Source organism: Paenibacillus plantarum, from assembly GCF_013141695.1.
Classification (GTDB): domain Bacteria; phylum Bacillota; class Bacilli; order Paenibacillales; family NBRC-103111; genus Paenibacillus_E; species Paenibacillus_E plantarum.
This window is the reverse complement of record NZ_WHNY01000037.1, coordinates 51,980-76,179: the sequence shown is the minus strand read 5'-3', so window position 1 is coordinate 76,179 and position 24,200 is coordinate 51,980. Positions and strand designations below refer to the sequence as shown.

At 46.0% G+C, this 24,200-nt stretch carries 22 protein-coding genes and 1 tRNA gene; 16 read left to right on the top strand and 7 right to left on the bottom strand.

The genetic code is table 11. The features are described from left to right. Positions 1–9: 9 nt before the first annotated feature. Positions 10–786 (top strand): peptidoglycan-binding protein, encoded by a 777-nt coding sequence (locus GC096_RS11870; RefSeq protein WP_171630434.1) that lies wholly within the window; start codon positions 10–12, stop codon positions 784–786. Positions 787–1,090: 304 nt separating this feature from the next. On the opposite strand, the gene GC096_RS11865 is transcribed toward GC096_RS11870, so the two are convergent. Together GC096_RS11865 and GC096_RS11860 are read right to left on the bottom strand one after the other, a co-directional pair. Next, the gene (locus GC096_RS11865; RefSeq protein WP_171630433.1) at positions 1,091–2,122 is read right to left on the bottom strand and encodes an anthranilate phosphoribosyltransferase; all 1,032 of its coding nucleotides are present in this window, start codon (positions 2,120–2,122) and stop codon (positions 1,091–1,093) included. Beyond that, entirely contained in the window at positions 2,119–2,769 is a 651-nt protein-coding gene (locus GC096_RS11860) for an ANTAR domain-containing response regulator (RefSeq protein WP_246302711.1), read from the bottom strand. Before GC096_RS11860 ends, GC096_RS11865 begins: the two co-directional genes overlap by 4 nt. A gap of 465 nt (positions 2,770–3,234) precedes the next feature. On the opposite strand from GC096_RS11860, the gene GC096_RS11855 reads away from it, so the two are divergent. The 4 genes from GC096_RS11855 to GC096_RS11840 all read left to right on the top strand — a co-directional run bounded on the left by GC096_RS11855 (position 3,235) and on the right by GC096_RS11840 (position 9,706). Further along, complete coding sequence (locus GC096_RS11855; RefSeq protein ID WP_171630432.1) at positions 3,235–4,476, top strand: nitrate/nitrite transporter; 1,242 nt, start codon at positions 3,235–3,237, stop codon at positions 4,474–4,476. Between the two features lie 256 nt (positions 4,477–4,732). Next, the gene (gene nirB, locus GC096_RS11850; RefSeq protein ID WP_171630431.1) at positions 4,733–7,156 is read left to right on the top strand and encodes a nitrite reductase large subunit NirB; all 2,424 of its coding nucleotides are present in this window, start codon (positions 4,733–4,735) and stop codon (positions 7,154–7,156) included. A 33-nt stretch (positions 7,157–7,189) separates the two neighbouring features. Next, positions 7,190–7,540 carry a nitrite reductase small subunit NirD gene (gene nirD / locus GC096_RS11845; protein ID WP_171630430.1) on the top strand — a complete coding sequence of 117 codons (351 nt, stop codon included), beginning with the start codon at positions 7,190–7,192 and terminating at the stop codon, positions 7,538–7,540. A 48-nt stretch (positions 7,541–7,588) separates the two neighbouring features. Continuing rightward, entirely contained in the window at positions 7,589–9,706 is a 2,118-nt protein-coding gene (locus GC096_RS11840) for a molybdopterin oxidoreductase family protein (RefSeq protein ID WP_376769494.1), read from the top strand. 545 nt (positions 9,707–10,251) lie between these two features. Here GC096_RS11840 and GC096_RS11835 read toward each other — a convergent pair. After that, a complete protein-coding gene (locus tag GC096_RS11835) occupies positions 10,252–10,473 on the bottom strand; it encodes a helix-turn-helix domain-containing protein (RefSeq protein ID WP_028556998.1) in 222 nt (73 codons plus the stop codon). A gap of 194 nt (positions 10,474–10,667) precedes the next feature. Between GC096_RS11835 and GC096_RS11830 the strand changes: the two genes are divergently transcribed. From GC096_RS11830 to GC096_RS11820, 3 genes are read left to right on the top strand one after another with little or no spacing between them, the layout of a single operon-like run. After that, positions 10,668–11,342 (top strand): DUF6483 family protein, encoded by a 675-nt coding sequence (locus GC096_RS11830; RefSeq protein ID WP_171630429.1) that lies wholly within the window; start codon positions 10,668–10,670, stop codon positions 11,340–11,342. Between the two features lie 46 nt (positions 11,343–11,388). Continuing rightward, the gene (locus GC096_RS11825) at positions 11,389–12,120 is read left to right on the top strand and encodes a class I SAM-dependent methyltransferase (RefSeq protein WP_171630428.1); all 732 of its coding nucleotides are present in this window, start codon (positions 11,389–11,391) and stop codon (positions 12,118–12,120) included. Between the two features lie 10 nt (positions 12,121–12,130). Next, complete coding sequence (locus tag GC096_RS11820; protein ID WP_171630427.1) at positions 12,131–13,108, top strand: MBL fold metallo-hydrolase; 978 nt, start codon at positions 12,131–12,133, stop codon at positions 13,106–13,108. Between the two features lie 290 nt (positions 13,109–13,398). On the opposite strand, the gene GC096_RS11815 is transcribed toward GC096_RS11820, so the two are convergent. Further along, positions 13,399–14,361 carry a phosphatidylglycerophosphatase A family protein gene (locus GC096_RS11815; protein ID WP_056610274.1) on the bottom strand — a complete coding sequence of 321 codons (963 nt, stop codon included), beginning with the start codon at positions 14,359–14,361 and terminating at the stop codon, positions 13,399–13,401. Positions 14,362–14,610: 249 nt separating this feature from the next. Between GC096_RS11815 and GC096_RS11810 the strand changes: the two genes are divergently transcribed. The 3 genes from GC096_RS11810 to GC096_RS11800 all read left to right on the top strand — a co-directional run bounded on the left by GC096_RS11810 (position 14,611) and on the right by GC096_RS11800 (position 17,230). Beyond that, the gene (locus GC096_RS11810) at positions 14,611–15,660 is read left to right on the top strand and encodes a GerMN domain-containing protein (protein ID WP_171630426.1); all 1,050 of its coding nucleotides are present in this window, start codon (positions 14,611–14,613) and stop codon (positions 15,658–15,660) included. 180 nt (positions 15,661–15,840) lie between these two features. After that, positions 15,841–16,599: a ribonuclease PH gene (gene rph, locus GC096_RS11805; RefSeq protein ID WP_171630425.1), complete on the top strand. Its 759-nt coding sequence runs from the start codon at positions 15,841–15,843 to the stop codon at positions 16,597–16,599. Beyond that, positions 16,583–17,230, top strand: a complete 648-nt coding sequence (locus tag GC096_RS11800) for an XTP/dITP diphosphatase (protein ID WP_171630424.1) — start codon at positions 16,583–16,585, stop codon at positions 17,228–17,230. The genes rph and GC096_RS11800 overlap by 17 nt, the downstream gene beginning before the upstream one ends. Positions 17,231–17,299: 69 nt before the next feature. Here the strand turns inward: GC096_RS11800 and asnB are convergent, their stop codons facing one another. Then, the gene (gene asnB, locus GC096_RS11795; protein WP_171630423.1) at positions 17,300–19,144 is read right to left on the bottom strand and encodes an asparagine synthase (glutamine-hydrolyzing); all 1,845 of its coding nucleotides are present in this window, start codon (positions 19,142–19,144) and stop codon (positions 17,300–17,302) included. A gap of 177 nt (positions 19,145–19,321) precedes the next feature. Between asnB and GC096_RS11790 the strand changes: the two genes are divergently transcribed. The 3 genes from GC096_RS11790 (at position 19,322) to GC096_RS39075 (ending at position 20,133) form a co-directional block, all read left to right on the top strand. Continuing rightward, positions 19,322–19,678 carry a hypothetical protein gene (locus tag GC096_RS11790; RefSeq protein ID WP_171630422.1) on the top strand — a complete coding sequence of 119 codons (357 nt, stop codon included), beginning with the start codon at positions 19,322–19,324 and terminating at the stop codon, positions 19,676–19,678. Positions 19,679–19,725: 47 nt separating this feature from the next. Next, complete coding sequence (locus GC096_RS11785) at positions 19,726–19,839, top strand: DUF4023 family protein (RefSeq protein ID WP_082593271.1); 114 nt, start codon at positions 19,726–19,728, stop codon at positions 19,837–19,839. A gap of 162 nt (positions 19,840–20,001) precedes the next feature. After that, positions 20,002–20,133 carry a hypothetical protein gene (locus GC096_RS39075; protein ID WP_268796183.1) on the top strand — a complete coding sequence of 44 codons (132 nt, stop codon included), beginning with the start codon at positions 20,002–20,004 and terminating at the stop codon, positions 20,131–20,133. A 109-nt stretch (positions 20,134–20,242) separates the two neighbouring features. Here the strand turns inward: GC096_RS39075 and GC096_RS11780 are convergent, their stop codons facing one another. Continuing rightward, complete coding sequence (locus GC096_RS11780) at positions 20,243–21,097, bottom strand: methyl-accepting chemotaxis protein (protein ID WP_171630421.1); 855 nt, start codon at positions 21,095–21,097, stop codon at positions 20,243–20,245. Positions 21,098–21,449: 352 nt separating this feature from the next. After that, positions 21,450–21,523: transfer RNA gene (locus tag GC096_RS11775), tRNA-Arg, on the bottom strand. 231 nt (positions 21,524–21,754) lie between these two features. Between GC096_RS11775 and GC096_RS11770 the strand changes: the two genes are divergently transcribed. Beyond that, positions 21,755–22,597, top strand: a complete 843-nt coding sequence (locus GC096_RS11770) for a hypothetical protein (RefSeq protein WP_171630420.1) — start codon at positions 21,755–21,757, stop codon at positions 22,595–22,597. Positions 22,598–22,707: 110 nt separating this feature from the next. Further along, entirely contained in the window at positions 22,708–24,009 is a 1,302-nt protein-coding gene (gene tig, locus GC096_RS11765; RefSeq protein ID WP_171630419.1) for a trigger factor, read from the top strand. Positions 24,010–24,200: the final 191 nt, after the last annotated feature.

The window sequence follows — 24,200 nt, the reverse complement described above, 5'->3', positions numbered from 1 at the left end:
ACGTAACGCATGTTACATGGCAAAAAGAGGTTGATCTGGATAGTCCTCATCTGTGTGGTCCTGTTCAGTGCTTCCACAACGACTGTATTTGCGTATGGCAAAGGTGCAAAAGGCCCTGATGTATACGCGGTTCAAGGGATGTTGAAATCTCTTGGTTACTACTCGGGACCGATTACAGGCTATTATGGCAATCAAACACAAGCTGGGGTTAAAGCGTTTCAAAGTAGATATGGTTTGGCCGTGACGGGAAATGTTGACGATCAAACCTTACAATCCATTCTTTGGGCTTATGGTAATTTGAAGATTCCCAAGAAGACGACACCAACGCCAGTGCCAACACCGACGCCGACGCCGGAAACACCGAGTCCAACACCTGCACCGCAGGTTCCCTCAACGTCAGGATTAACGGTAGAAGAGCAGCAAATGCTGGATCTTGTGAATAAAGAGCGAGCGGCTATTGGTCTCGCTGCGCTTACTGCTGATCCGGAGTTGACCAAAACAGCTCGTCTAAAAAGCCAAGATATGGTGGATAACAAATATTTCTCCCATGATTCACCAACGTATGGTTCACCATTCGATATGATGGAGAAATTCGGAATTACGTACAATGCAGCAGGGGAGAACATTGCTTGTAACCAAGGTGTTCAAGCGGCGCATGAAGCACTAATGAACTCTCCAGGACATAAAGCGAATATACTCAGCAAAGATTACACGCATATTGGTATCGGCATTGTAGATGGCGGGCCGTGCGGTAAAATGTTTACCCAACAATTTATTGGTAAATAGACATTGGAAAAGGACGTAACGGATGCGTGAGCATTCATTACGTCCTTTTATTCATTTTATGGATTGTGCTGAGTCAGATTGGTTTGGTGAATTAGCCGTATGGAAGTATCGTGAATCTCCTGTGCTCCGTGCTCCAGGCAATTAGATGGATTTTGTACAGTTAAATCGATTTCCGAGAAAACTTCGCGTAAATAGCTGTACGTTTTCCAGTTAATGCAATAATTAGGCAGAACTTGAGCCTGTAAAAAAAACCAGTTAGCACCCGTAAAGTGGATGTTAACTGGTTTATATGCTTCAACGAGGCTTATGTGGCAGATACAGGTTTAATCGCTTCGGTCCATTCTGTGTACTTCTGAAGTGCAGCACCTTGCTCAATCGCATGACGGGCCATATAGATGCCTTCTTCAATGGAGCCAGCTTTCTGGGAAACCCATAAACGGACAGCACTGTTGAGCAGTACCATATTTAAATAAGGGAGTGCAGCGTCGCCGCGAAGGACAGACAATGTGGTCTCTGCTTGCAGTTCAGCGGTCCATTCCACTACGGGGACTTCAACCATTAACTCATAAATTTCCGGATCTACAATGAATAACTCACTTGTCCCGTCCTGGATGAGGTAGGTTCTTGTTCGTTTATCAACACCTAAATCCTCCGAACCCTCCATACCTTGCACCACAATACCGCGAGAAACGCCTAATTCAATGAGCAAATTCGTGATTTTCTCAAAAACAGTGCCATGAAACACGCCAACCGCCATATAAGGAGCTTCTGTAAAACGCAGCAGCTTCTCCGCCGTATTGAACACGGTTCTCAAACCGAGCTCTTTGCGAATTTCGCGCAGCTCGCCAAGCGGTTCACACCAGCTTTCGGTCGGTGCAAATAAGAAGCCTGTTCGCGCCGCAGCAGAAACTAATGCTTCACGTGATGCTTCAAGTGCATTTACCCCCATAGCTGTAAGCACATCGGACAAGGTGATGCCCCATTTAGGCGGCATGCTTGGGCTGCCATGCAAGGTTGTCGGCACTCCGCAGGCTGCAAGTACGAATGCAGTTGGTAACGTTGCGATAAATGTGCGTGTGCGACCATCATAGGGACCGGCACAGTCGATACTTCCAGGCATAGGATAAGTGCTAATGCGTTGTCGTAAGGCATGAATAAAGGCTTTGATTTCATCTGGTGATTCCATCTTGATTCGTTCAGCTACAAGAAAAGCACCAATCTGAGCTTGCGTAGCTGCACCGGTAAGAATGAGTTCGGCTGCTTGAGCCGCTTCTTCGTAGGAAAGGTCTCTGGCTCCGCGTTTACCGCGGCCTACTTCTTTTAATAAGGATATCATCGTTTGCGGCCCCCTTTGTTCTGATCCTGAAGTATCTGATATACCTTGACGATGGAGGTTGCGACGTCGACCATACGCTTACGTTCATTCATAGCTTGTTTACGGAGGAAATCATAAGCCTCAGCTTCCGAGATACCTTTGATTTCGCATAAAATTCGCTTCGCCTGATCAACCCACTTACGTTCTTCAAGCTTGGACAGCAGTTGTTCGCGCTCCTGATGCCACTCGGTTCGTTGAAAATAATGGTTCACACCCAGTATCAACGCACAATGAATTTCCAGTGGGCTCATCGTGGGACCGATCAACCCATCTATTCCCGCATCCATTTTACATTCATTAGAAGGAAAAGTTAGCTTATTACACCACCAAAATATGGGGAGACTTCGCTGTGCGAGCAACCGTATACGCCAATCTGTGACTTGTTCAGGACCTACTGATAATAATACAGCATCGACCTTAGGGATGATAAAGGAAATTTCTTTCATATTAGATGAAGTATAAATGCGGAAACCCAAATCCTTCATGATTTCATCAGGTGAAATTTCTTTTCCTTGCATGTCTTCCGTTCGAACAGCATGTGAGGGCTCAGAGGAGGTAGCTGAGCGAGTTGGCATGAACTCGTCGACCAGAATGAATGATTGTAACATGGGAATACCTCCATCTTGAATAACTTCAACTCATGACAAGTACATGTTAGGTTTAGAGCTTAATTGGTATTATTATACGGCAATACTATAGCATACGCACCTGAAATTTGTCGATATGCTACTCCGGCTCTCTAATAAATTTTTTTGTGTTAAGTTTATTGACATGTATTTAAACGCGTCGTATAATCAAGGTAAGAAATCGGCACAATGATGTGCCACCTAACGAAGGCAATGGCGCCTATCCCCTTACAATTACGTAACTGGATAGGCTTTTTATGTTTAATTTAATGAAAAAAATACATCTATCATGCTGTTCACGAGGAAGTGGCAGCAGTGGCAATGAGGCCGATAAACATCCTATGAATGATAGGGGATGTTTGTCGGCCTTTTCTGTCAATGTATAATCAAACAAGGTAAGATAGGACAAAAAGAAGGCGAAAAGCCTCGTAAAAGGAGAGGGATTACATGGTAGATCGGAAAAGTTTTATGCAAGTGGGGCACAAGGGGTCTTTATTCAGTTCATTCTTGTATTTTGATATGAGCTTCATGGTGTGGGTGCTTCTTGGACCGCTAGCAGTCATCCTTGCCAAAGATTTTGGGTTGGATGCCGCACAGAAAGCAAATTTGGTTGCTTTACCAACGTTAGGGGGGGCGTTCCTACGATTAGTACTTGGTGTACTAACGGATAAAATTGGCCCTAAACGAACAGGACAGATTGGACTTTCGCTAACCTTAATTCCCTTATTCTGGGGATGGCAGTTCGCTAACACGATGGGAGATATGTATTTCGTAGCTTTGATGCTAGGTATCGCAGGAGCAAGTTTTGCTGCAGCATTGCCGCTCGCTAGCAGCTGGTATCCGCCCCAGTATCAAGGATTAGCAATGGGGATTGCAGGGGCAGGAAATAGTGGAACGATCTTCGCTACCTTGTTTGCAAATCGTTTAGCACAACATTATGGAGACTGGCACGTTGTTTTCGGAATTGCCATGATTCCAATCGCGATAACGCTGGTCATATTTAGCATTTTGGCAAAGGATAGTCCGAATAAACCAGCACCAAAAACGATTAAAGAGTACGGTAAAGTATTGAAGCAAAAGGATTCGTGGTTGTTCTGTATTTTCTACAGTGTAACTTTCGGTGGTTTTGTAGGAATGGCATCTTATCTTACGATTTTCTTTAATACACAATATGGACTTTCGCCTGTACGTGCTGCAGACTTTACAACTCTTTGTGTCATCGGGGGCAGCTTCTTCCGTCCCGTTGGTGGATGGCTCGCAGATAAGATTGGCGGAATTCGCATGTTAATGGTTCTCTACGGAGTTGTTGGATTAATGATGGCGGGTATCTCGACGCTTCCTGCACTTTCATTGACGACTGTCATGCTCTTCGTTGCTATGATGGCTTTCGGTATGGGGAATGGTTCGGTATTCCAACTCGTGCCACAGCGTTTCAAAGCGGAGATTGGTGTGATGACCGGAATTGTTGGAGCAGCAGGGGGATTAGGGGGTTACTTCTTGCCTAAAATTCTTGGAAACCTGAAACTATCCACAGGTTCTTTTACACCAGGCTTCCTGATTCTCAGTGGAATTGCTATCTGCTGTATCATCATTATTGCGGTTGTTCAAGGGCAATGGAAGCGTACGTGGATTGGCGAAGGCGGTAAAGTAAAAGCAGCACCTTCCAGCATGGATACGGTTCAAGCTTAACATGGACCGGGGACGCCCGCTGATTCTACTTGGTCAGCGGCACACCCAGTAAGGTTTTTGCTCATGCAGCCTGCTCATCAGGCTGTATGGGCAAAGACGTTACGACTAGCGTCTTTGCAGTGCAATCGAACTGCTCAAGCTCCATATCCCAAATTGGTCATTTGGGAGCTGTGCTCCTAAATGACCCTTTTTACAACTTTTACAACTACTCGAATTTAATTGAATGCCATAGTAAATGGATGGAAGGATGATCACAATGACAGTCAAAAAAGAGAAGCTAGTCCTGGTCGGAAACGGAATGGCGGGTGTTAATGCCGTTGAACATTTACTGAAACTGGCACCAGATAAATATGAGGTTACGATTTTCGGTAGTGAACCGCATCCCAACTACAATAGAATCTTGTTGTCCTATGTGCTCTCCGGCGATTCCAAAGTGGAAGATATCGTGATCCACCCTTATGAATGGTATACGAACAATAATATTACCTTATATACGAATCAAACCATCACAGGCATCGACACACTGTCCCAAACTGTTACGAGCGATAAAGGCCTGACCGTTTCCTATGATAAATTAATTTTGGCAACAGGTTCTAATCCATTCATGATTCCTATGCCAGGTGCAGACAAAGAAGGCGTCATGGCCTACAGAACGATCCGTGATTGTGAAATTATGATTGAGTCGGCTAAAAAGTACAAGAAAGCGATTGTCATCGGCGGCGGTTTGCTAGGCTTAGAAGCTGCACGAGGCTTCCTCAATCTCGGTATGAAAGTCGATGTCGTTCATATCGGAGATACCATTATGGAACGACAACTGGATCGCACCGCTTCCAAAATGCTGCAAGCTGCACTCGAAGAGCAAGGGATTAACTTCTTGCTTGAGAAGCAATCGGTCGAAATTATTGGCGGCAAACGCGTAACAGGTCTCAAATTCAAGGATGGCACGATTGCTGAAGCTGATCTAATCGTCATGGCGGTAGGTATCCGTCCTAATGTAGCGCTTGCGAAAGAAGCTAGCGTCGAGTGTAATCCAGGTATCATTGTGAATGATTACTTGCAAACAAGTGTTCCGAATGTGTACGCCGTTGGTGAATGTGCGATGCACCGAGGTATTGCGTATGGTCTAGTAGCACCGCTCTATGAGCAAGGTGCCGTACTGGCGAAGCATTTAGCTGGCGTAGAAACCGGCCCGTATGAAGGCTCTATTTTGTACACGAAGCTCAAAGTATCTGGTGTTGATGTTTTCTCAGGCGGTCAATTCGTTGATGCTGAAGGAACCAAAGCGATTCGAATTCACGATGAATTCACAGGGGTTTATAAGAAAGTCGTTATTAAAGAAAATAAAATTATCGGTGCCGTGCTCTTTGGTGATACAGCGGATGGTACGCGACTTATGCAAATGATTCGGGAAGAAACAGATATTAGCGGTATGGGAAAAACAGCCATATTAACGGATTCCTCTGGTGGTGGCGGAGCTGCGTCCGGGGTTGCAGAGATGAAGGATGACGCGATTATCTGCGGTTGTAACGGCGTAACGAAAGGGACGATTTGTTCGGCCATTAAGGATCAGGGCTTAACGACAGTTGATGAAGTGAAGAATTGTACAACGGCATCTCGCTCCTGTGGTGGTTGTAAGCCATTGGTCAGTGATCTGTTAGCTTTCACCCTAGGTGCTTCTTATGATAAAAACGCAGCGAAAGAAACGATTTGCGGCTGTACAACACATACACGTGATGAAGTCGTTACGGCGATTCGGGAAAAAGGACTATCTCATGTTCGTGAAGTGATGAATGTACTTGAATGGAAAAATGAAGAAGGCTGCTCCAAATGCCGTCCAGCACTTAATTATTATTTGGGCATGATTAGCCCTGAAACGTATAAAGATGACAGCACGTCTCGCTTCGTCAATGAACGTATGCATGCCAATATTCAAAAGGACGGTACGTACTCCGTTGTCCCACGGATTTATGGCGGTGTCACCAATCCAACAGAGCTCAAACGTATCGCAGAAGTAGCTGAACAATTCAACGTACCCACCGTGAAATTTACTGGAGGGCAACGGCTCGACTTGCTAGGTGTGAAAAAAGAAGACTTGACCGCCATGTGGGAAGCGTTGGATATGCCATCAGGGTATGCCTATGGGAAGGCCTTACGGACCGTTAAAACATGTGTCGGCGAAACCTTCTGCCGTTTCGGTACGGGAGATGCGATGGGTGTTGGTATCGAGTTGGAGAAGCGTTTTGAACGCTTGAATACACCAGCCAAAGTGAAGCTAGCCGTATCGGGTTGTCCGCGAAATTGTGCGGAATCAGGAATTAAGGATTTGGGTGTCGTATCCGTCGATGGTGGCTGGGAATTGTATGCAGGAGGTAACGGTGGCGTAAAAGTCCGCGTGGGTGATTTGATGAGCACGGTGAAGACCGAAGAAGAGATCATCGAATATACAGAAGCGTATCTGCAATACTACCGCGAAACAGGGAAATATGGCGAGCGTACGAGTGAGTGGGTACATCGTCTAGGCATTGATCGTATCCGTGAGGTTGTTGAGAATGAGGCGGAGCGAAAGCAATTGTGTGAACGAATGGATTTGGCGCTATCCGTGACACAAGATCCATGGAAGCAAGCCATCGATAGTAAGAAAATCCAACGTGACCTCTATGAAGTTGTTGAGCTGAAGTAGAAATAGAGAGATAAATAGGGAGGAGCAGAGAAAATGATAACACAAAATGAGCAAATGATTTGGGTGCAAGCCGTTTCCTATGAGGATTTAGCTGTTAATACGGGGAAGACGATTCGATATCAAGGAGAAGAGGTTGCCTTATTCAAAATGAAAAACGGTAAGCTTCAAGCGATTCAGAATCGTTGTCCGCATAAAGAGGGCGTTCTTGCCGAAGGCATCGTCTGTGATGACCATGTGTTCTGCCCTATGCATGATCGCAAGATCCATTTGCCTTCCGGACTCGTGCAAGCGCCTGATACTGGCTGCGTGAAAACGTATTTGACTAAAGTGGATGATGGGACGGTTTTTATTGGATTTCCGATTAGTAATGAAATGGCTTGTTAGTCCTTATATAACCTATATATACCTATCAAGAGAGCTTGATCTGCGGGGGTGGGAGCATTGAAAACAGATCTGGTCACATTATCGGATGAACAGCCCTCCTCCCATTGTTGCTTTTGCAGTATGCAGTGTGGATTGGAGATACTACCGAGTGAAAAGACAGAAGGTTTAACGATTAAGCCGAGCGCGAATTTTCCAGTTGCAACAGGCCGTTTATGTCAAAAAGGCTTGAATGCTTTGGAGCATGTCGTTCATTCGGAACGAATTCTGGAGCCGCTTCATAGGGAAGCTGCAAGAGTAGGGCAATGGCAGACTGTGTCCTGGGCGCATGCCTATTCAGATATTGCGAAGCGGATTACCGCGTTGCAGGCTGAACATGGGCGTGATGCCATCGGTGTATATGGCGGCGGATCGTTGACGAACGAAGTAAGTTACTTACTGGGTAAGTTTACGCGTGTGGCACTTAGGTCCAAATATATCGATTATAACGGTCGTTATTGTATGTCATCAGCTGCGGCTGCGAGTAATAAAGCTTTCGGTATCGATCGTGGGATGACGATGCCTTTATCGGAAATTCCTAATGCCAAATATATCATTCTAGCGGGCACGAATATTGCGGAGTGTCAGCCTACGATGATGCCTTATCTATTAGAAGCAAAGAAAAAAGGCGCCGTGATCGTCACCATCGATCCACGCAATACGATGACCTCCAAGACGGCAGATATTCATGTGAGACTTCAACCTGGTTTCGACTCCGTGTTCATTAATGGACTTCTACATGTGATGATTGAGGAAAACCTCGTTGATCACAAGTTCATTCAATCACGTACGAGTGGCTTCGAACAAGTGAAGGAAGCGGTCAAATCATTTACACCAGCTCGCGTTGAATATCTAACAGGCGTACTTGAAGCGGTGATTCGTACAATCGCACGTGGCTTCGCCAAAGCGGAGAGGGGGATCGTACTAACAGCAAGAGGTTTGGAGCAGCAAGTCAATGGGGTTGAGAATACACTCAATTACATTAACCTAGCACTGCTCACGGGTAAAATAGGGCGTTCAGGCTGCGGCTATGGCGCTGTGACTGGTCAAGCGAACGGCCAAGGTGGTCGCGAGCATGGGCAAAAAGCAGACCAGCTCCCAGGCTATCGCTTGATCGAAGATCCTGCTGCGCGTGAGCATGTGGCGAAAATTTGGGGCATTGATCCAAGTGAGCTGCCTGGCAAAGGTGTTTCCGCCTATGAATTGCTGCAGAAAATCGATGAAGGTGAAATTAAAGCATTAATCGTGCTGGGCTCCAATCCACTAGTTTCTAGCCCGAATAACAAGATGGTAGAGCGTGCCTTACAAAAGCTAGACTTACTCGTGGTCGTAGACATGTTCGAGACCGAAACGGCACGGTATGCGCATTATTTGTTGCCTGGTTCATCCTTCGCTGAAGCGGAGGGGACCATGACCAACCTAGAGGGGCGTGTGTTCCATCGGAGGAAAGCCATGGAGCTGCCGGGGAGTTGCAAGCTCGACTATCATATTATCAGTGAACTGGCTGATGCGCTAGGACGGGGCACCTACTTTCAATATGCGGGTATTGAAGATGTGTTTCGTGAACTCGCCGCAGCTACCGCAGGTGGCAAAGCCGATTATAGCGGCATCACCTATGAACGGTTGCAAAAAGAGAAGGGGATCTTCTGGCCTTGTGGGTCAATTGACCATCCGGGAACACCGCAATTATTCCAAGATCGTTTTCATCATGCGGATGGGAAAGCCCTAATATTCGGCATACAGCCGAAAATGCCTGCAGAGCCCATTGATAACGACTTTCCGTTCGTTCTCACAACGGGCCGTCTGGCCAACCACTATTTAAGCGGTGCGCAGACGCGCCGCACCGAAGCTCTCAATAAGAAGGCACCCGTTCCGGTTGCCGAAATTCATCCGTCTTTGGCCCAGCGAATCGGCCTAAGCGTGGAGCAAAAAATCCGGATCACCAGCCGGCGTGGCTCCCTTGTTTTCCAAGTCAAGGTCACGGAGGGGATTCAACCTCGTACCGTCTTCGTGCCTTTCCATTGGGGCGACGAGCATTCGATCAACGTGTTGACGAATGACGCCTTGGACCCAACGAGTCGGATGCCGGAGTTTAAGATTTGCGCAGTGAAGGTTGAGCGAGTTGAATAGATAGATGGCCCCCCCAGTTGGAATTCGACTGGGGGGTTTGGGTTGGAGGGGACAACTTCAACCCCGTAACCCGCAACTTCGTTAACCACCAACCACCAACCCGTACTCAGTAACAAGCACTCAGCCAACCTCAACCTCAACCTCAACCCGAACCCCGAAAATCACGAAACTCGAAGCCCCCAATCTGTACCAGTTCCCAGCAAATTGCACTTAGCCGATCTCAACTACCGCAACCAGCCACCACAAACTTCCTCAGACACATTAAATGGATTATATACAGCTATCTCGAGAGAAAATCGATGAAAATTCCAATTAAATGGAAAATGTGCAGTTAATTTATCTCATTTAACTCGATAATGCTAAACTGAGCAAATATAACTACATAAAATCCATCTAAATTCAATTTCAGCACGTTATGGGTGAATTTAGATGTACAAAATCCAGTTATTCGTGTGAGGGGTCGGAGGTTGGATAACAAACATAAAAGCCCCCGTTTCCCTCCATTGGAGGGTGGGTGGCTTGCATGGATCCCTTTGCTGACGGAATCAGATCTTTAATTCCCCAAGCTTAATCAGTTCTACAACCGCTTGTGAACGACCCTTTACGTTCAGCTTTTGCATGACGTTCGATATATGATTCCTCACAGTCTTTTCACTTATGAAAAGCTGCTGTGCGATATCCTTTGTCGTTTTGTCCTGCACTAAGAGTTCGAATACTTCGCGTTCGCGGTTCGTAAGTAAAAATTTGTTTTTGTGGTCGCTGCCCATGGATGTGTGTCACCCCTCCTTGCTCGGGTATTGGGAATTACAAGGTTAAGGGATACAGTCAAAATTAGTTTATGAAGGGCTGCTGTCAATGGTGCGGTATATGTGAAAAATAGGCGGAATGTATTTTTGAGTTTCAGCGCTAGGCGTGGTAAGCTGAATTAAGGTGTATTTGTAACCAAAAGGGGCTGCTTCGGATGTTCAGGCGTGATTATTTGATGCGACAGATTGAACAATTGACGGTGGTGCTGCATCGGATTCTTTTTAACAAGGAACATATCCCGATTGAAGATGCGCAGAGACAGTTAGATGAAGCAAGTCGTCATTTATTGGGTTTGAATATTCGTTCCCTCCAGTCTTTGTCCAGTAAGGATATTCTGGAATTGCTATCCTACCAAGGGAGCATTGATACGGCGAAGGCGTTAGTCATTAGTGATATGTTTGTGGGGCATGGTGAGCTGTTGAAGCAGCATGAGGAAGATAGGGAGGCCTATTGGGCGCACCTGAAGTCCTTGGATTTACTTTTGCATTTGTCTTTGTCGGATGAAGTTGAGCCTGAGGATGAGGTTAATGATGAAATTGCCCCTCGAATGGTTGCAAGTCTGAATCATCTTCAAGGCTGGGAGATTCCAGAAGGGATGCAGAGGCAGCTATTTTTACATTATGAGAAACAAAGCAATTATGCGAAGGTTGAAGATGTTTTGTTTCATTATATGGAGGATCATCCGGAGAAATCGGAGCTGCCGAAGCAGGGTCTTCTCTTTTACGAAAAGTTGCTTCTGGTTGAGGACGAGCAATTGAAGGCTGGGAATTTTAGCAAGGAAGAAGCGCAAGAGGGTTTGCGGATCATGAAACAAAGGCTGCTCTTATAACATTTTTATCATAGAAATTAATCACAAAGCTGAAGGTGTTGAAAAGATGGCGTGGTACCAAGAAAGTTTTGGCAATGACTATTTACTTGTTTATAAACATAGAGACATGCAGGGCGCTTACACGGAAGTGAAAAAAATGATGAACTGGTTGGAGCTTAAGCAAGGGGCTCGTCTTTTGGATCTCTGCTGTGGGATGGGGCGGCATTCGTTGGCGCTTTCGGAGCTTGGTTATACCGTAACTGGCGTTGATTTGTCGGAAGTGCTGCTTCAGGAAGCTGTGAAGCTGGGCGGAGAAGCGCAAGTGAAATGGATTCACGGTGATATGCGGGATGTGCCGTTAAGTGAGCCGTTTGATGCAGTAGTGAATTTGTTTACGTCTTTTGGCTATTTTGATGAAGATGAGCAGAATGAGAAAGTGCTTCATGAGATGCATCGATTGTTAAAAGAGGAGGGTCGATTCATTGTTGATTTTCTGAATCCCGTGTATGTGAAGGCGAATTTGGTCGCGCAATCTGAACGGGAGGAAGGGGATTTGACTATTCGTGAGACGAGAACGATCGAAGACGGTTGTGTGCGCAAGCGCATTGTGATTTCGCAAGCAGGTGAACCAGACCGGCACTATTTGGAGCAGGTGAAGTTGTACGAGCGTCCAGAGTTTGAGGCGATGCTGGCCAAAGCTGGACTGCATATTGATCATGTCTATGGTGACTATGAAGGTCAGGCTTACTCACCAGAAACGTCGAGTCGGATGATTTTTGTTGGACAAAAGGAAGGATGACTACCGGGATATGAACGTCGTGACCCTACATACAGATGAAATTACGCAAGTGAAGGTACCGCTGCCATTCCCTTTGCGTTGGGTGAATGCTTACCTGATTCGGGGCAGCAAAGGTTACACAGTGATCGATCCGGGACTGCATACGCCGGAAGCGGAGGCGCTCTGGGAGCAAGTGCTCCAGGAGCAAGGGATCGGATATGAGCACGTGGAACAAATCGTGCTCACCCACCACCATCCCGACCACTATGGGATGGCCGGTTGGTTCCAGGAGCGCACGGGCGCGCCGGTTCTCCTATCGGAGACCGGATACGCGCAGGTGCAGCTCCTGTGGGGACCGGAGCAGCCGATGTCTCCGCTGCTCCTCGAGCTTTTCGCCCGGCATGGCTTCCCTGAAGCCGGGCTGATCGAGATGACGAAGCACATGGTGAGCTTCGTCGATCTGGTCTCCCCGCAGCCGCAGGTTACCCTGCTGCGTGAAGGGCCTGTGCGCCTCGGCGACCGCGTCTATGAAGCCATCGAGACCCCCGGCCATGCCGCGGGGCATCTCGTCTTCTACGACGCTGAGGCGCAGGTGATGTTTTGCGGCGACCACGTCCTGCCGCAAATATCGCCGAACGTTTCCTTCCTCCCGCAGGTGGAAGAAAACCCGCTCGGCGCGTATCTAAGCAGCCTGCAGGAGATCAGCAGGCTGCCGGTTGTGATGGCTTACCCGGGGCACCGGGAGCCTTGGCAGGGCTTTGGCGCGCGCGCAGAGGAGCTCGTGCGCCATCACCATGAGCGGCTCGCGCTCATGGAAGGGCAGCTAAGCGCGCCGCTGAGCGCTTATGAGGTGTGCCGGGCGACGTTCGGCGACCGGCTGAGCGTGCACCAGATGCGATTCGCGCTGTCGGAGACGATCGCGCACTTGATCCTGCTGGAGGCCGAAGGCCGCATCCAGCAGGTGGATCCGCAAGCAGATCGCGTGTTCTACGTCGCGATATCCAAATAATGAAAAAAGCGCTAACCGTGGCAACATGGTTAGCGCTTTTTCTATGATCTAACGAGGGGGAACCCAGAGCCTCTATTTGCCCCAGAACAGCCACTTTTACCCAGAAGGGGGAACGTATATCCCTTATTTCCCTCAAATTGATGCCAAAACACCATATTTCATCTAAATAGCGCCCCTACGTTCCTCAACACCTGCACTTACCCCGATTTTCACCGAATAGCGCCCCTACGTTCCCTTTCGCACTTTCAACAAGTCATTTGTTTCTAAGCGCACACTATCGTATCAATCTCTTACTTCAACGGCTTACTATACGTCGGCGTATGGTTATGCGCTAACCGACCACAAGCTGCCGCTACAATCCCACAGACCATATCATCGATAAACGTATTGCATTTACCATCTGCGTGATCACTGTCGAGTTCCTCGATAATACCAATTTTGGCTTTGTCGAGATAGCCGAAATTCGTGAGCGCTATGGTCCCGTACATGAGAGGGACGGCAGTTGCGATGCTTTCATCGACGCCGAAAAGTCCTTCGTCCATCCCCACAATATGATTGTATTGCGGGTTGAATTCTTTGGCTTCGACAGCGGTATCAATTTTGATCGCGAGTTGGAGCGCATGAAAGGTTTGCTGTTTGCGAAGTACCGCCAGAATATGCTCTTCACAGAGACTGCGTGGCATATCAGGATTGTAAGGACGTTGCAACTGGTCAAGGATCTCGACCATATCATCCAGAAGAACACCTCGTGCCTCAAGCATTTGCAGATTACGTTTGGAGTAATCCATCTTCACGCTATCCGAAATAATGACACTTGCGGTTGAAGCGACAATCGCACAAATCCCCTTGGAGATGAAGGATTTAGGTCTCTTCGTCGGAAAAAAGAAGCGGAATTTGCAGTCGATGAAACCGAATAGTGAGATCGCACCGCTCCCGTATAATCCGCAAATGGACATCGCAATTGTTCGATGAACGTTATAGGCAGGATCTTTCATGCTAGCTAGCAGCTCAGCATCATGTTTCACCTTTTTTTGAAGCTCCATGAGGGTAGACATGACGTTGAATGTTTCGGTCTTACTTAATACCCCGAGCAGCGTGGTTGTGATCAAGTCGGTGGGGATTTTCTTGATGCCTTTTATTTCAACAAGCAATCTAGCTACAGCTTCCTCAATGACAGCTTGTGGATAATGACTGAAAACCTCTTCTCGGAATTCATTGAAAATGAGGGTCTTTTCCTTCAAAAATGTTCTCATAATAAGACCTCCTTGATCGAATATCAGAAAGTAGTTATTGCATTTATTAGGCTGGTATTCAGTATAGCATATGAGTTCGAATTGACGAAGATTGGTGATAATTCCCTTCGTTATTATGTTTTTTTGTGATTGATAAAAAGGTGGACAAAAAGTAGTTATAAATCGGACAAAGCCCCGTATACATAGTAATACGAAAAAAGCATCGTACAGGCCATGCGAATAGCAAAAATCGAAGGAGGAAATAAGCAAATGAAACATCAACATTGGATTCGTTCAGCCGCTTTAGCGGGGGTGATTGTTCTACTGACCACAGGATGTTCGATTTTGGGCAGTGGAAAGAAGAGTGACATCGATGCACCTCCTGGGGCGGGTACAGACGTAGATGTGAAGACGACTTCAGCTGCGGTTACCGTCGACATGTCTGAAGATATTACGTCACAAATGACGGTGTATGTGAAAGATGCCAAAGGCTTCGTGACACCATTAAGTCTAGCGTTGCCGAAGACAGTCTCAGTTGCTAAGACAACATTAGAGTACATGGTGGATGGCGGACCAGAAACGAGTCAGCTGCCTTCAGGTTTTCAAGCGCTTCTACCGAAGGGGACTAAGGTCATTAGTTTAAATGTAAAATCAGACAAAAGTGCTACGGTTGATTTCTCGAAAGAATTCCTCAACTATGATGTGAAAGATGAACGCAAGCTCCTTGAGGCTATCACGTGGAACTTGACGAACTTCCCTACGATCGATAAGGTTCAGCTGCGTGTAGATGGCAAGGACTTGAAAGAAATGCCGAAGGGTCGAACACCACTGGATGCACCATTAGCGCGCACGATGGGGATCAATCTGGAGAAAGCAGAAGATACCGAATTTGGTCAAGCTACACCGGTTACTCTCTATTTCCTTAATCAAAATGATCAAAATTACAAATATTATGTCCCTGTGACTCGTCTTATAAAGAGAACGGACGATGTTGCGAAGGCTGTTGTCGAGCAATTGATTAAAGGTCCAGATCAGAAGAAGGGACTTGCTGCTGTCCTCAATGCTACAACAGAGTTGAAGAGCATTAAGCCAGGCGAGGGTTTAATCACCGTAGACTTCTCCAACAAGCTGCTGGGTACGGATCAGAAAGCTTCAGCGGATGCGTTGCAATCGGTCATCTTGTCTTTAACGGAGAACACCACGTTTAAACAAGTGCAAATTAAGGTGGATGGCGCTGTGAAAATTACGTCTACAGATAATCAAAACTACAGTAAGCCTGTCCTGAGACCTGCGCATATTAATCCTGCGATCAAGCTTTAATCATATTGATAACTAACGTTCCACCAGGTGATTCCAACGTTCTTAAACGACGGAATCCCTGGTGGTTTTTCGGTTTTTTCCATATTCACTAGTGTTAGGATGCTTTTCCTTGATGAGTTTGTTACAATGGGGCGTAAGGATTAGAGCTTTTGATGTAGCTACAGGAGGAGAAAGACATTTATGAGAATTGGTGGAAGAACGGATCAAGAACTGCGACCTATGCAAATAACCCCTCATTATATAAAACACGCAGAAGGCTCGGTCCTCATTGAGGTCGGGGATACGAAAGTCATTTGTACAGCAACGGTCGAAGATCGTGTTCCTCCTTTTATGAAAGGTCAAGGGAAAGGCTGGGTTACAGCGGAGTACTCGATGCTGCCGCGGGCGACGCAAGTTCGAAATCAGCGTGAAGCGGCAAAAGGTAAGCTCGGTGGACGTACGATGGAAATTCAACGTCTTATCGGTCGAGCACTACGTTCGGTAGTCAGCTTGGAAGCACTAGGTGAAAGATCCATTACGCTGGACTGCGATGTGATTCAAGCAGATGGCGGTACGCGTACAGCTTCCATTACGGGTGCATTTGTAGCGATGGCTTTTGCCATCAATAAGCTTGCTAATGATAAAAACCTAGCCAAGTTCCCAATCAACGACTTCCTCGCTGCTGTCAGTGTTGGCGTTATTGGGGATATCCCGAAGTTGGATCTTAATTATGAAGAGGATTCTAAAGCAAAAGTGGATATGAACGTCGTGATGACGGGACAAGGTCAGTTCGTTGAAGTTCAAGGAACGGGCGAGGATGCCCCTTTTTCCCGTAAAGAGCTTGATGAATTGCTGGCGCTAGCAGAAGCGGGGATTAACACCATGATCGACGTACAAGCCGGTGTGCTAGGGCCGATCGCAGATCGTATTCGAGGTGCTGGGCATGCGGCTACAAAGTAATTTTGTTGTCATCGCAACGCGTAACGAAGGTAAAGTGAAAGAGTTCGCTAAGCTTTTCGGAGCTAAAGGATATAAGGTTCGAAGTTTAGCGGATTACTCGGATTTACCGGAAATCGTTGAGAGTGGGAAGACTTTCGCAGAGAATGCACGGATCAAGGCGCAAATCATCTCTGCCCATCTTCATGTACCTGTACTTGCTGATGATTCTGGTTTATGTGTTACGGCACTAGGCGGTGATCCAGGTGTATATTCGGCTCGCTACGCGGGAGAAAACGCAACGGATGCTGACAATAATGCCAGACTACTTCAAGCTTTGCATGAGTTGGAAGATCGGATCGAGCTGAGTGCCGGGGATGGCCACCCTCCATTACTTAGTGAGGCTTCCTTTGTTTGTGCACTTAGTTTAATTGATCCCGTTGCGAATGAAGTGATCGAAGCGGAGGATGTCTGCCAAGGCTTTATTATTCATGAGCAGCGTGGTGAAAGCGGATTTGGTTACGATCCTCTATTCTACATTCCATCACTGGGTCGAACGATGGCTGAGTTGACGATGGAAGAGAAGAATGAAATGAGTCATCGTGCCAAAGCTTTGCGTATGTTTTTGGATCAACTTCCTGATCAAACGAACTAAAACACAGAAAGACCTGCAACCACGTGAATGCGTGGACGCAGGTCTTTCTTATTTTCTATGCAATCTCATTTATCGGATCGAGATCTTATAAGTTCTTAGCCACATATCCACTTGAGCTAAATAAGCGAATAACTGAGGACCTGTCATCAACTGACCGAACCAAGGGAGGTCGAAATCATTGGACTCGGAGCTGGCGAGTGCGCGAATCTTTTTGACATCTATAAAAGGCAAGATTGGGGATGAAGGATCATCCAGAATTTCTAATACCCATTTTCTTACGGCAGTTAAATAATTCGGGTTGTGTGTTTTCGGATATGGACTTTTCTTCCTCGTCAGCACATCTTCAGGTAATACACCTCGTAATGCTTGACGTAGTATGCCCTTTTCTCTGTCTCCGGATGTTTTAATTTCCCAAGGAATGTTCCACACGTATTCAACCAGACGGTGATCACAGAAGGGGACGCGTACCTCAAGGCCAACGGCCATACTCATGCGGTCTTTACGATCAAGTAACGTAGGCATGAAACGTGTGATATTCAAATAGGACATTTCTCGCATCCGATTCTGCTGCTTCGTTTCCCCGGCTAAGCGTGGTACCTCGCTTAAGGCTTGTTGGTATCGATTACTGACGTATTCGACAGGTTTAATCCAATCGACGAAGTCTGGGGCGAGCAGGTCGACCCGATTGGCTAACTTAAGTGACCACGGGAACGTGTTCGCTTCTAGTGCATCTGTATTGTGGAACCAAGGGTATCCACCGAATATTTCGTCAGCCGCTTCTCCTGAGATTGCGACCGTAGCTTCCTTTTTGATTTCTCGGCAAAATAAATAGAGAGACCCGTCGACATCGGCCATGCCCGGTGTATCGCGGGCGATCACGGCTGTCTTCAGAGATTCCACAAGCTCTGGCGTATCAAATTCAATGTAATGATGCTCGGTTCCCAAATGCTCAGTCATCCTTTTGATCCAAGGGGCGTCTGAGTTCGGTTGGAACAGGTTCGCTTTGAAATGCTTATCGTTATCCTTGTAGTCCACGGAGAAGGTATGAAGCGGTCCTTGCCCGCTATTCTTGTAATGCGTCGCAGCGAGCGCAGTGAGGGCGCTAGAATCTAGTCCTCCTGAGAGGAGTGTACAGATGGGGACGTCTGAAACTAATTGGCGCTCTGCCGTATCATTCAACAATTGTCCAACATGCGCAGCTGTACCGGCGATATCATCAGGATGCTGATGGCTCTCGAGCTTCCAATACGTTCGAATGGATAAGCCATTCCGATCAAAAATAGCAAATTGACCTGGCTTCAGCTCAGACATGTTGCGATAAATCCCATGTCCAGGCGTTCTAGCCGGTCCGACAGCGAATATTTCTGCAAAGCCCTCGGCACCAACCTCTGCTTTGAAATCAGGGTGAGCTAGAATGGCTTTTGGTTCAGAGCCGAATAATAATACACTATCCTGATGGGAATAAAAAAGAGGCTTAACGCCGAGTCTGTCACGAACGAGGGTCAGTGACTGCTCTTGGTCATTCCAAGCCGCGAAAGCAAAGATGCCGTTCAGACGGTCTATACATGCTTTTCCCCACTCTATAAAAGCGACCAGCAGCACTTCGGTATCACACGTTGTTCGAAATTGATGGCCGCGAAGCTCGAGTTCTTTTTTTAACTCTGGGGCATTATAGAGTTCGCCATTATATACGATGGTATACGTATAGTCGCCTTGTTTACGGACCATGGGCTGAGCGCCATTCTCAGGATCCATAACACTTAGACGTCGATGTCCGAGGGCACAATGCTGTGAAATCCAGGTACCTGAAGCATCAGGTCCGCGCAGTTGGAGCGTTTCCGTCATATTTTCTAGAATGGACGGGTACCCGGTCAAGTCTTTCCGCCAATCTATCCAACCCGTTATTCCGCACATAGACGTTCCTTCCTTTCTTTTGAAGAGAGCATAATGATAAAGGGTATGCGAATGGAAGGTATTAAATGTCTGTCCAGAATAGGACCAAAGTAAGCAGATCGTGGTTTTTGTGTTTTGTTGACGAGGCTGTTACTATCAAATTCAAGAACTGCCAATAAATAAACAAAGGTGATGACAATGGGAATAAAATATTCAAGAGCTCAGGTTGATTATTTAGCATCGAAAGAGCACTTTTTACAAATTAGCGCGCAAGCAGATATTCGAATTGAAAATGCAAAACAAGATGGCGTAGAATTGGGTCAAGCTGAAATGGAAGAAATTATTGAAAAGGTTGGCTTGCATCGCGCCTACAACGAATTGGTACAGGCTGAGAATGTACTGATTAATTGGACGCAAACGGCAATAAAAACTGAGCCTGAATTTATCCGAAATCGAGCAACTTTTGAATCTTTGTATGAAAAAGTACAGTCCGATGTGGAAATCAGGGCAGCAATAATAAATTTGGCAATGCGATTAAATACGGACCTTTCGTGACATTCTATTTAGGGTAATGCCATTCTTTCTTCAGGAGGCGAGTGCTCATGGATAGTCATTTCATTAGCAAGCTGCATGAGAAGCAGAGGAAAGCCGAGAAGAATAAAAGGACACAAGGTGATGGTCAGACAGGCAAGAATTTGCCTCATAAGATGCACTAACGTCGTTTGGCATGAGCAAGAGCCTGTAGGGGCATCCCTACAGGCTCTTTGTTATTCTCCAGCTTGATGCAAGAGTGAAGGAAACGATACCCAGCATAGTCAGTAAGGAAACCCTCCATACTAAGGTGGCGTTCATTCTATAAATAGAAGGAGTTGCTTACCATGGGTAAAAAGAAAAGTATGATGCAGAAAACACAAAGTGCGATCGATCACTCGAAGCAATCATCCCGTATTCAGTCGAATCTCGATTCAACGGAGCCTGGACATCATCAGCCAAATAGGCCGTCCGTGTAAGCTAACTAAATTAACAATCCTAGCAGCACCCTTGTTGCACAAGCAGCGGGGTGCTTTTCCATTAATAGAAGCAGTTGTTGGCAAGACTGGGTTGTGGCATGTAAATCATTTAAATAGAGGATGCCAAATGTTCCGTTGTCGAAGCGATATGATCATATGCTTTCTTTAATTGTTCAATAGAATTGGAGTTGATGGAAATTTGCTTTGTAATATCCTCAATGCTTTGAATCATCGTTGATACCGAAGTCGATATATTAGTTAACTGATCGGATATGTCTTCAGCAGATTGTTTACTAGAACCTGCCATTTTCCTGATTTCATTTGCAACCACCTCAAAACCTCGTCCAAGCTCGCCTGCACGAGCAGCTTCAAGTGCGGCATTCAGGCCCAATAGGTGGGACTGAGAAGCAATTTCTTTGACAATTGTGGTTACGGTTTGGATACTCTTGACTTGCTTCTCAACTGTAGAAGATTCTCTGCTCATCTCTGACATATGCGTAACGATCACTTTCGAAGCTTCTAATACTTCCTCTGTGTTGGCGGTAATCTTCTCTACCATGGCTTTCAATTCGGCTGTACTCTGTTGTAGGACAGTTTCACGACTCGTAACATCTGTAGCGATCTTGATGATCGCATCCACGTGGCCATCGCTATAGATCGGCATGTAAGTTGCTTCTAAAATAAGCCTTCTTCCATCATTTGCAACCCGAATAATTTTATCTTGAAAGGCCCTGCCTTTGCGTAGTTCTTTCCAAAGATTATCATAGGCTGAACTGGACGCAAATTCAGGCAAACAAAACTTGCTATGATGGAAGCCAATAATTTCTTCCACCGTATACCCTATGGCAGAAGTGAAGAGTGAATTTGCCCATGTTACATAGCCGCTCGTGTCAAACATAATCATAGCTAAATGGCTTTGTATAGATGTTAAAATTTCTAATTGTTGTTTCGTTGTGGCTTGCATCCGGTTCTCTCCTCTAAGTTTATAAGTAACTTAGCTAATTCTGAGTTGTTAACATGTGCTATATCATATTCTAGCCTAAAAAACGTGGATATTCGACAAAATTTGCGGCGGAATTACAACATATTCCTCACAGCCCTAGGAGATAAAATTCCATAAGGAATATCTAATTTGGGGGACAGAGCTTGGCCAAGTGATGTGGAAGCAACAATGTGGATTCAGCAACATAAACGAAATGATGAGGATTACATCTTGTTAAAAGAATCGAAGGTTAATACCGATGTTAGAAATTGTATCAATAAGTCTATAACAAACAAAGACCGCGCAATTGCGCGGTCTTTTGTTTTGAAATTTACGTCCCAGGAGGGATTCGAACCCCCGACCGCACGCTTAGAAGGCGTGTGCTCTATCCAGCTGAGCTACTGAGACCTATGACACTTCTTACCGCCTGGACGAGATCCGTTTGGCGAAGCAAGAGTTAATATATCACAACGTAAAATGTGAGTCAACATCATTTTTAAATATTTTTGCATTCATTTGAATGATGGAGTAAACTGGCACAAGCGAGACACACGAACAGAGGTGATCCCTATATCAGATCCTACGCCCAACAATGTCATCCTTTTTCCTAAAACAGAACAGTTCTATGAAGACGAGCTAATGAAGTTGTTACGCTCCGAGCAGTATAAAGAAGCACTGGAGATACTTACTTTTTTGCTGCAATTTCCTAATGTCGATGCGAATAAGTCTGATCAATGGGAAGCCCTGCGGCACTGGCTGCTCACCATGTTTCCGGAAACGATGTTCTCGTCATCCGTGACAGTAGAAGAGGATTCGGAGGAAGAGTCTGCCCTATTGCGCCAGTATATCCATGAGAAATCAGCTTCGGATGATGGTGCTTTTGTGATGAAGCTTCAAAACATGCTGCAAGAAGGTTCACTAGAGGAACAAGTAAGCGCATTGGAGCAGCTTGCTTTTATTGAGCAATCTGATGTGAGCGAATTTGTGAAGACATGGCTTTGCGAAAGGCCTAGACATCCTCATCTTCAATTCAAAGCGTTACAGACGCTTAAGCAAATGGGAGAGCACGGCTTAATTGAGTTTCCGAAGAATGGCCGAACAGTTCTCGTCGAAATCGATGAGACGCCGCTTACAGCGGAGGATTTTCCATTGCGGATTCGTGATATGATTCGCAGAGTCGGGGACATTAGTGAAATAAGCCAACCTGACTTTGTTTACTTTGCGACTCAGACTTGGCAGGAGTTTCTTGCCTATGCCTATGGCACCTCGATTTACACGGAGCTGCTAAGGGCAGAAGAAAGCGCGGTAGATGTATGGGCCTCAGCGCTGCATGCGATTTTGCAAGACAAATTGTTTGGTACGGTTGATCGAGAAGAGCTGTTAGAAACTTATGGAATCGTGGATGCGATGACGCTGCAGTGGAAGCGCGCGCACAACGTGCTAACTGCTTTTGTAAAGCAATTTAGCCCGGATCCTGGCTAAGAACAAAGCTCGCTTGAAATGAAAATGTTATATGGTATAATAGAATGGTTATAATGAGCTTAACGTGAAAAATATATGTCATGGTACATTTTTGGAGGGGAAGGCATAAAATGAAAGCAAGTTGGGAAAAAATAGAGAAGAACGTTGGCGTTCTTGAAGTTGAAGTTGGGGCAGAACGTGTAGCAGATGCTTTGGATAAAGCATTTAAAAAGGTATCAGCGAAAGTGAATGTTCCAGGATTCCGTAAAGGGAAAGTGCCACGTTCAATCTTTGAAGCTAAATTCGGTGTTGAAAGCTTGTATCAAGATGCACTAGATATCATTTTGCCAGAAGTTTACGTTGAAGCGATTGAAGAGGTTAAAATCGAGCCTGTCGATCGTCCAGAAGTAGATGTTGAGCAATTTGGTAAAGGTCAAGTCTTGAAATTCAAAGCTAAAGTAACAGTTAAGCCTGAAGTAGCGCTTGGCGACTACAAAGGTATCGAAGTAGAAGCGGTTAACGCTTCTGTGTCTGAAGAAGAATTGAATGAAGAGCTTGCACGTTTGCAACAACGTCATGCTGAATTGGTTGTTCTTGAAGAAGGACAAGCTGCTAACGGCGATGTCGTGATCATTGATTTCGAAGGATTCGTTGATGAAGTGGCATTCGAAGGCGGTAAAGCGGAGAAGTATTCCCTTGAGCTTGGATCCAACTCATTCATCCCAGGATTCGAAGAGCAACTTGTTGGTCTTGGTAAGGACGAAGAGAAAGAAGTTAACGTTAGCTTCCCTGAAAACTATCATTCCGAAGATCTGAAAGGCAAAGCAGCTGTGTTTAAAGTGAAACTTCACGATATCAAACGCAAAAACCTGCCTGAGCTTGATGATGAGTTCGCTAAAGACGTAAGTGAGTTCGATACGCTTGTTGAGTACAAAGAAGAACTTCAAAAACGTATGCAAGAGCGCAAAGAGAAAGATTCCGAGGCTGCACTTGAAACTGCAGTTGTTGAGAAAGCCGCTGCTAACGCAGAGGTTGAAATTCCAGGTTCGATGGTTGAAGCTGAGCTTGATATCATGGTAAAAGAATTCGAAAGACGTCTTCGCTCCCAAGGCATGACGCTTGAGATCTACTACCAGTTCTCCGGTCAAAACGAGAGCGCATTGAAAGAACAAATGAAAGAAGATGCTGAGAAGCGTGTTCGTAACAACCTTGTTCTTGAAGCTGTCGCAGCTGCAGAAAACATCACAGTTTCCGACGAAGAAGTTGACGCGGAACTTGAGAAATATGCACCGTCTTACCAAAAATCAACAGCTGAACTTCGTGAGCTGTTTGCTTCCAACGGATCTCTTGAAGGTCTTAGCAACGATCTAGTTATCAGAAAAACGGTTGATTTCTTGCTTCAAAATAGCAAGCATGTTTCCGCAGCCGTGTAAATAAGGTAAGTAAAGGCACGTACGCAAGCAACGTGCCTTTCTTTTACCCTAATTTACGTCTAAACGCCTTAGTACATACGTATTACCCGCCTACATAGCTAATTTCAGAAAAATGACATTGTTGTTCAATCGTGTTAAACTGTAATTGAATCTCAAGTGAGAGAACATGGCGCTTGCCGCAAAAGGAGTTG

Coding starts and splice junctions, on each gene's coding strand:
- GC096_RS11870 (WP_171630434.1), top strand. CDS start 10: ATGTTACATGGCAAAAAGAGGTTGATCTGGATAGTCCTCATCTGTGTG.
- GC096_RS11865 (WP_171630433.1), bottom strand. CDS start 2,122: ATGATATCCTTATTAAAAGAAGTAGGCCGCGGTAAACGCGGAGCCAGA.
- GC096_RS11860 (WP_246302711.1), bottom strand. CDS start 2,769: ATGTTACAATCATTCATTCTGGTCGACGAGTTCATGCCAACTCGCTCA.
- GC096_RS11855 (WP_171630432.1), top strand. CDS start 3,235: ATGGTAGATCGGAAAAGTTTTATGCAAGTGGGGCACAAGGGGTCTTTA.
- nirB (WP_171630431.1), top strand. CDS start 4,733: ATGACAGTCAAAAAAGAGAAGCTAGTCCTGGTCGGAAACGGAATGGCG.
- nirD (WP_171630430.1), top strand. CDS start 7,190: ATGATAACACAAAATGAGCAAATGATTTGGGTGCAAGCCGTTTCCTAT.
- GC096_RS11835 (WP_028556998.1), bottom strand. CDS start 10,473: ATGGGCAGCGACCACAAAAACAAATTTTTACTTACGAACCGCGAACGC.
- GC096_RS11830 (WP_171630429.1), top strand. CDS start 10,668: ATGTTCAGGCGTGATTATTTGATGCGACAGATTGAACAATTGACGGTG.
- GC096_RS11825 (WP_171630428.1), top strand. CDS start 11,389: ATGGCGTGGTACCAAGAAAGTTTTGGCAATGACTATTTACTTGTTTAT.
- GC096_RS11820 (WP_171630427.1), top strand. CDS start 12,131: ATGAACGTCGTGACCCTACATACAGATGAAATTACGCAAGTGAAGGTA.
- GC096_RS11815 (WP_056610274.1), bottom strand. CDS start 14,361: ATGAGAACATTTTTGAAGGAAAAGACCCTCATTTTCAATGAATTCCGA.
- GC096_RS11810 (WP_171630426.1), top strand. CDS start 14,611: ATGAAACATCAACATTGGATTCGTTCAGCCGCTTTAGCGGGGGTGATT.
- rph (WP_171630425.1), top strand. CDS start 15,841: ATGAGAATTGGTGGAAGAACGGATCAAGAACTGCGACCTATGCAAATA.
- GC096_RS11800 (WP_171630424.1), top strand. CDS start 16,583: ATGCGGCTACAAAGTAATTTTGTTGTCATCGCAACGCGTAACGAAGGT.
- asnB (WP_171630423.1), bottom strand. CDS start 19,144: ATGTGCGGAATAACGGGTTGGATAGATTGGCGGAAAGACTTGACCGGG.
- GC096_RS11790 (WP_171630422.1), top strand. CDS start 19,322: ATGGGAATAAAATATTCAAGAGCTCAGGTTGATTATTTAGCATCGAAA.
- GC096_RS11785 (WP_082593271.1), top strand. CDS start 19,726: ATGGATAGTCATTTCATTAGCAAGCTGCATGAGAAGCAGAGGAAAGCC.
- GC096_RS39075 (WP_268796183.1), top strand. CDS start 20,002: ATGGGTAAAAAGAAAAGTATGATGCAGAAAACACAAAGTGCGATCGAT.
- GC096_RS11780 (WP_171630421.1), bottom strand. CDS start 21,097: ATGCAAGCCACAACGAAACAACAATTAGAAATTTTAACATCTATACAA.
- GC096_RS11770 (WP_171630420.1), top strand. CDS start 21,755: ATGAAGTTGTTACGCTCCGAGCAGTATAAAGAAGCACTGGAGATACTT.
- tig (WP_171630419.1), top strand. CDS start 22,708: ATGAAAGCAAGTTGGGAAAAAATAGAGAAGAACGTTGGCGTTCTTGAA.